We start from the raw sequence: 6,133 nt of genomic DNA on the forward strand, positions 1-6,133 counted from the left end.
TCCCCGGGCCGCGTCCGCAGGCGCGCGTACCTGTGAGAATCGGGGCCATGGAAAGCAGCAGCGCCAAGGCCGGCGGCAGCACGCGCCGCGAGGCCACCCGGCAGAAGCTCTACGAGGCGGCCGTCACGCTCATCGCCGAGCAGGGCTTCTCCGCGACCACGGTGGACGAGATCGCCGAGCGGGCCGGGGTCGCGAAGGGCACGGTCTACTACAACTTCGCGAGCAAGTCCGTTCTCTTCGAGGAGCTGCTGAGGCACGGCGTCGGCCTGCTCACCGCCTCCCTGAGGGAGGCGGCCGAGGAGACGGCACGCGAGGGCCGCGGCAAGGTCGACGCACTGGACGCGATGATCCGCGCGGGCCTGGTCTTCATCGACCGCTACCCGGCCTTCACCCAGCTGTACGTCGCCGAGCTGTGGCGCACCAACCGGGCCTGGCAGTCCACGCTGATGGTGGTGCGGCAGGAGGCGGTCGCGGTGGTCGAGGGGGTGCTGCGGGACGGCGTGGCGGCCGGCGAGTTCAGCGGCGAGATCGACATCCAGCTGACGGCGGCGGCGCTGGTCGGCATGGTCCTGGTGGCCGCGCTGGACTGGAAGTCCTTCCAGCCCGAGCGCTCCCTGGACGACGTCCACGCGGCCCTGTCGCGGCTGCTCCAGGGGCGGGTCAGCGGCACCGTCTGAGACGGGACCGCGGGACGCACGCGGAAGGCGCCGGTCCACTGCCGGACCGGCGCCTTCCCTTTCCCCCGTACACCGGGACGTCCCGGGCTTCCCCGTGATCCCCCGTGAACCCCGTCCCTCCCGGTGTGTCCCCCGTGGTTCCCCCGTACTTCCTCCCCGCACTCCCCCGTACGGGTTCCCCCGTGCGGACCCCCGTGGTGGTCTTCCCCCGAGGCCCCCGTGTCTCGCTTCCGCCGACGGATCGGCGGAAGGAGCGGCCCGCGGGCGGGCCCCGTTCCGCCGCCCCGTGTCGGCGGTGCCGGGCCACGCCCCCTTGCCGTGGCTCCACTCTCTCGTCCCGGCGCCCGCCGCCCCATCCGCGTACCTACTCATCTCGCCGTCTGAGTACGCGTACTCAGCCGTACGCGCGCGTGCCCACGACGGCGGCCCGCCGGCTGGCTACGATCGCGTCCGTGTCCGTACTCCCCCTGGTCTTCACCAGCGGCTGGGCCAGCGGCGTCAACGCCTACGCGGTGGTGCTGCTGCTCGGCCTCTTCGGCGTGACGGGAGTCGGCGACGACATCCCGCAGACCCTCCAGCGCCCCGAGGTGCTGATCGTGGCGGGGGTGCTGTTCGCGTGCGAGGCGGTCGCCGACAAGATCCCGTACGTCGACTCGCTGTGGGACTCCGTGCACACGGTGGTCCGTCCGCTCGCCGGGGCGTGGGTGGGGGCGCTGCTCGCCGGGCAGAGCGGCTCGCTCTCCGATGTGGCGGCCGCCCTGGTCGGCGGGTCCACCGCGCTGGCCAGCCACACCGTCAAGGCCGGGACGCGGATGGCCGTCAACACCTCGCCGGAGCCGTTCAGCAACCTCGTGCTCAGCGTCGCCGAGGATCTCGGGGCCGGCGGTGTCGTCGCGTTCGCGATGTTCCATCCGCTGGCGGCGGCGGTCGTCGCGGCCGTGCTGCTGGCCGGCGGGCTGCTGGTGCTGCTGTTCCTGGCCTCGCGCATCCGGCGCTTCCTGCGCCGCCGGGCCCAGCGCCGGGAGGAGCGACGCCTGGCCTCACGAGGTGCCTGACCTGCGCCGCGGCCGCCCGGCGGCCGGAGTGTCCGTGGCGGTCGATAAAGTCGCGGTCATGGCACGGATTGCGGTGATCGGCGCCGGGATGGGCGCGATGGCGGCTGCCGCCCGGCTGGCCGTCGCGGGCCACCGGGTGGTGGTGTACGAGCGTACGGAGACGTACGGCGGTGCGGTGCGCCGGTTCGAGCGGGAGGGCTTCCGTTTCGACACGGGTCCGGGACTGCTGACGCTGCCCGCCGTGTACCGCGATCTGTTCGTCAAGACCGGCAAGGAGCCGCTGGAGGACTGCGTCGAGCTGGTCCAGGTCGACCCGTCCGCGCGGCACGTCTTCGCGGACGGCACCGAGGTGTCCCTGCCCAACGCCTCCCGCGCGGGGGTGGTCGCGGCCCTGGACGAGGCGCTGGGCGCGGGGGCGGGCGAGCGCTGGGGCGACTTCCTGGTGCGGGCCCGGGAGGCATGGGACCGCACCCGCCGGCCGCTGCTGGAGGAGCCGCTGTGGCCCAACTGGGAGGTGCTGGCCGGGAAGGAGCCGTATCCGGGCACCTCGTACAAGCGGCTGCTGCGCACCCGCCGCGTGGTCACGCTGTTCGAGATCGGCAGGCGGGAGCTGCGCGACGACCGGCTGGCCCAGCTGCTCGACGGGTACGCGCTCGCGTACGGCGCCGACCCCGGGACCGCTCCGGCGAGCGCGGCCGTGCTGCCCTACATGGAGCACGCCTTCGGCACCTGGTACGTGCGCGGCGGCGTCCGGGAGCTGGCGCGCGCGGTGTACGAGCGGTGCCTGAAGCGCCGGGTCGAGTTCGTCTTCGGCGCCGACGTCACCCGGATCCTGGTGGAGGACGGCCGGGCGGCCGGGGTGGAGCTGGCCGGGGGCACGGTGGCGGAGGCGGACTTCGTCGTCGGCGCGGGGCCGTGGCGGCTGCGCGGCATGGTCCCGGGCAGCGAGGTGTACGGCGCGCGGGACGTCCCCCTGGACCCGGAGGACCGCTACCCGGGCCGTGCGGTCGTGTGCCTGGCGCTGCGCGGGGCGCGGGAGCCCGGTGCCGTGCACCGCACGGTGGTGCACACGGCCGACGCCGACGGGGATCTGGACCTGTTCCGGCACGGGGAGCTGCCGGACGTCCCGCAGGTCGTCGTGGACCGCCCGGACGACCCTTCGCTGCGGCCCGACGCGAACCACGAGTCCCTGGTGCTGACGGCCACCGTGCCGTCGGCCGCGGAGTTCGACTGGGCGGCGCCGGGGGCCGCCGACGCCTTCGCCGACCGGATGGTCGCCGCCGCCGAGCGCGCCGTGCCGGGGCTGCGCGAGCGGGTGCTGTGGCGCGAGGTCCGCACCCCGCTGGACACCGAGCGGGAGACGGGCGCCACGGGCGGCGCGGTTCCGCCGCCCGCGCTGGCGGGGCCGGAGGGCGTGCTGCATCCGGCCAACACCACGGCGGTTCCGGGCCTGTTCACGGCCGGCGGCTGGTCCCACCCCGGCGGCGGCCTCCCGCACGCCGGGATGTCGGGCGCGCTGGTGGCCGGGCTGATCGTGGAGGGCCCGGAGTTCCGCGGCTCCCGGTGACTCAGAAGCGGTACTGCTCGTCGTACCCGGCCCCGGGCTGCGGCTGCCGGCCGTCCGGCTGGTGCGGGTACGGCTGCTCCTGCGGGAGTTCGCCGCCGTAGGTCTCGTCGGTGCGCTGCTGCGGCACCCACACCCCGCCGGCCGGGGTCTCGCCGTAACCGCCCGTGGCGTACGGGTCCTGGGCGTAGCCCTGCTGCTGCCCGTACTGCTGGCCGTACGCGGGGTCGTAGGAGCCGTAGGACTGGCTGCCGATGTACGGGTCGGAGTAGTTGGCGTAGCTCTGCTGGCCCGTGCTGTCGTAGCCGTAGCCCTGCTGGCCGTAGCCCGAGTAGTCGTAGGCGTGGCTCTGCTGGGCGGAGTTCGCGGGGGCGGTGGTGTCGCCGTAGACGCCGTAGGAGCCGGTGTCCTCGGGGAGGGGCTGCGGCTCGTAGACGGCGGTGGTCTCGGCGGCGGCCGGCTCGGCGGTGCGGGCGGCGGCCGGGGTGAAGACGTCGTCGCGGTCGTAGTCGTCGTAGTCGTCGTGGCCGCCGTGGCCGCCGTGGCCGCCGTCGAAGTCGCCGTGCGTCCGGACGGGGCCGTAGCCGCCGGGGTCGCCGGCCTGCTCGTCGTCGGGCCCGGCGGCCTCGGGGGCGGGACCCTGCGCGCCGGGACCGTGGCGGTCCGCGCGGCCGCGGCGGCGCTTGGTGCCGCCGGCGGCCTCGGGACCGGGCCGCTTGACGGCCCAGCCGGACGCGAAGCCGCGCCGGAACGACAGCGTCACGTAGGTCTGGCCGACCGCGAAGGCGATCGCGCCCAGCCCGATCACGATGACGGACGGCATCAGCACGCCCAGCACCACGCCGAGGAATCCGGCGAAGGCGAGCAGACGCCAGCGCAGCCGCGCCTTGTACTGCAGCAGTACCTCGCCCAGCAACCACAGCGCGACGACACCGAACGCGATGTAGAGGACCGTCCAGCCCATGTACGCCCCTCTCCCAGTGACCGCTACGCAGTGTGTCGTACCGCGGTGCGGCCGGTCTAGGCCTGCGGGGGGTGGTGCAGGCCCAGGTTCTCGTAGATTTCCAGGGTCGCCGTGGAGCTGTTGAGCGTGATGAAGTGCAGTCCGGGCACTCCCTCGGCCAGCAGCCGAGCGCAGAACTCCGTGGCGAACTCGATACCGATGGAGCGTACCGCCGCCGGATCGTCCTTCGCTGTGAGGATCCGCTCTTTCAGGGCGTCCGGGACATGGGCGTTGCTGAGCTTCGGCAACCGCTCCAGCATCTTCACGCTGGTGACCGGCAGGACCTCCGGGATGACGGGGGTGTCACAGCCCGCCGCGGCCACGCGGTCGCGCAGCCGCAGGTACGACTCCGGCTGGAAGAACATCTGTGTGATGGCGTAGTCGGCGCCCGCACGGCACTTGTCCACGAAGTGGGCGACGTCGGTGTCCCAGTCCGAGGAGCGCGGGTGCATCTCCGGAAACGCGGCGACACCCACGCAGAAGTCGCCCGACTCCTTGATGAGGCGGACGAGTTCGGCCGCGTAGGTGACGCCCCGGGGGTGTGCCACCCACTCGCCCATCGGGTCGCCGGGCGGGTCGCCGCGCACGGCGAGCATGTTGCGGATGCCGGCGTCCGCGTACTGGCCGATGATGTTGCGCAGCTCGGCGACGGAGTGGTCGACCGCGGTGAGGTGGGCGACCGGGGTCAGCGTGGTGTCCGCGACGATCTGCTGGGTCTCCTTGACCGTGCCCGCGCGGGTCGAGCCGCCGGCGCCGTAGGTCACGGAGACGAAGTCGGGGGCGACCGCCTCGACCCGCCGGAGCGCGCTCCACAGGTTCCGCTCGCCCTTGGGGGTCTTCGGCGCCGAGAACTCGAAGGAGTACGTCGTCTTGCCGGTGGCGAGGATGTCGCGCACGGTGCGTGCGCGATCAGTCCTGGTGGATGCGGTTCCGAGGGCCATACCGGCAGGTTAGCCAGGGGTGGGCGGTCCCCCAACCACACATCGGAAATTTGCCCGAATTGCCGGATTCCTGTCCAGCAGGTGGACAGAACGGCGCTAGCGGGCGTCGCGCAGCCGCTTCGCGAACTCCGCCGCCGCGGCGCCCGGGTCGTCTGCCTCGGTGATCGCACGGACCACGACCACCCGGCGGGCGCCCGCGTCCAGCACCTGGTCCAGGGTGCCCAGGTCGATGCCGCCGATGGCGAACCAGGGGCGGTCGGTGCCGAGGCCCGCCGTGTGGCGGACCAGGTCCAGGCCGGGGGCGTGGCGGCCGGGCTTGGTGGGGGTGGGCCAGCAGGGGCCGGTGCAGAAGTAGTCGACGCCCTCCTGGACGGCGGCGGCCCCGGCCTCCGCCTCGGAGTGGGTGGAGCGGCCTATGAGGACGTCGTCGCCGAGGATGGCGCGGGCCGCGGGGACCGGGAGGTCGCCCTGGCCGAGGTGGAGCACGGCGGCGCCGAAGGGGTGCGCGGCCCGGGAGGCGTGCGCGACGTCGGCCCGGTCGTTGACCGCGAGCAGCTTGCCGTGCCTCGCGCAGGCGTCGGCGAAGACCTCCAGGTGCTCCAGTTCCTCGGCGGCCTCCATGCCCTTGTCACGCAGCTGCACGATGTCGACACCACCGGCCAGGACCGCGTCCAGGAACTCGGGCAGGTCGCCCTGGCGCCTGCGGGCGTCGGTGCAGAGGTAGAGGCGGGCGCCGTCGAGCGCGGCGCGGGCGGTGTCGGACATGCGTGGGTCCCCCCGTGGTCGGTGTCCCTGGCGGTGGTCGGCGGTGGGGGGGGGGGGGGGGGGGGGGGGGGGAGGGGAGGAGGGGGGAGACGAGGGGGAGAGGAAGGGGGAGGGAGTGGAGGGGGAAG

General features: G+C 74.0%; 6 protein-coding genes. 3 read left to right on the forward strand and 3 right to left on the reverse strand.

Annotated elements, in window-relative coordinates; translation table 11 throughout:
* The first annotated feature begins 47 nt into the window (after window positions 1-47).
* The 3 genes from ACZ4VF_RS09535 to ACZ4VF_RS09545 all read left to right on the forward strand — a co-directional run bounded on the left by ACZ4VF_RS09535 (window position 48) and on the right by ACZ4VF_RS09545 (window position 3,299).
* Entirely contained in the window at window positions 48-677 is a 630-nt protein-coding gene (locus ACZ4VF_RS09535; RefSeq protein WP_467924377.1) for a TetR/AcrR family transcriptional regulator, read from the forward strand.
* 452 nt (window positions 678-1,129) lie between these two features.
* The gene (locus ACZ4VF_RS09540; RefSeq protein ID WP_467924379.1) at window positions 1,130-1,732 is read left to right on the forward strand and encodes a DUF4126 domain-containing protein; all 603 of its coding nucleotides are present in this window, start codon (window positions 1,130-1,132) and stop codon (window positions 1,730-1,732) included.
* A 58-nt stretch (window positions 1,733-1,790) separates the two neighbouring features.
* On the forward strand, window positions 1,791-3,299 hold the full coding sequence (locus ACZ4VF_RS09545; protein ID WP_467924381.1) for a phytoene desaturase family protein: 1,509 nt from the start codon (window positions 1,791-1,793) through the stop codon (window positions 3,297-3,299).
* Between the two features lies 1 nt (window position 3,300).
* Here the strand turns inward: ACZ4VF_RS09545 and ACZ4VF_RS09550 are convergent, their stop codons facing one another.
* The 3 genes from ACZ4VF_RS09550 to thiE all read right to left on the reverse strand — a co-directional run bounded on the left by ACZ4VF_RS09550 (window position 3,301) and on the right by thiE (window position 6,005).
* A complete protein-coding gene (locus ACZ4VF_RS09550) occupies window positions 3,301-4,260 on the reverse strand; it encodes an SCO2102 family sporulation regulator (protein WP_467924383.1) in 960 nt (319 codons plus the stop codon).
* Between the two features lie 56 nt (window positions 4,261-4,316).
* Entirely contained in the window at window positions 4,317-5,240 is a 924-nt protein-coding gene (gene metF / locus ACZ4VF_RS09555) for a methylenetetrahydrofolate reductase [NAD(P)H] (RefSeq protein ID WP_467924385.1), read from the reverse strand.
* Window positions 5,241-5,336: 96 nt separating this feature from the next.
* Complete coding sequence (gene thiE, locus ACZ4VF_RS09560) at window positions 5,337-6,005, reverse strand: thiamine phosphate synthase (RefSeq protein ID WP_467924387.1); 669 nt, start codon at window positions 6,003-6,005, stop codon at window positions 5,337-5,339.
* Between the last annotated feature and the right edge of the window lie 128 nt (window positions 6,006-6,133).

This window comes from Streptomyces sp. NPDC029151 (genome assembly GCF_055564315.1).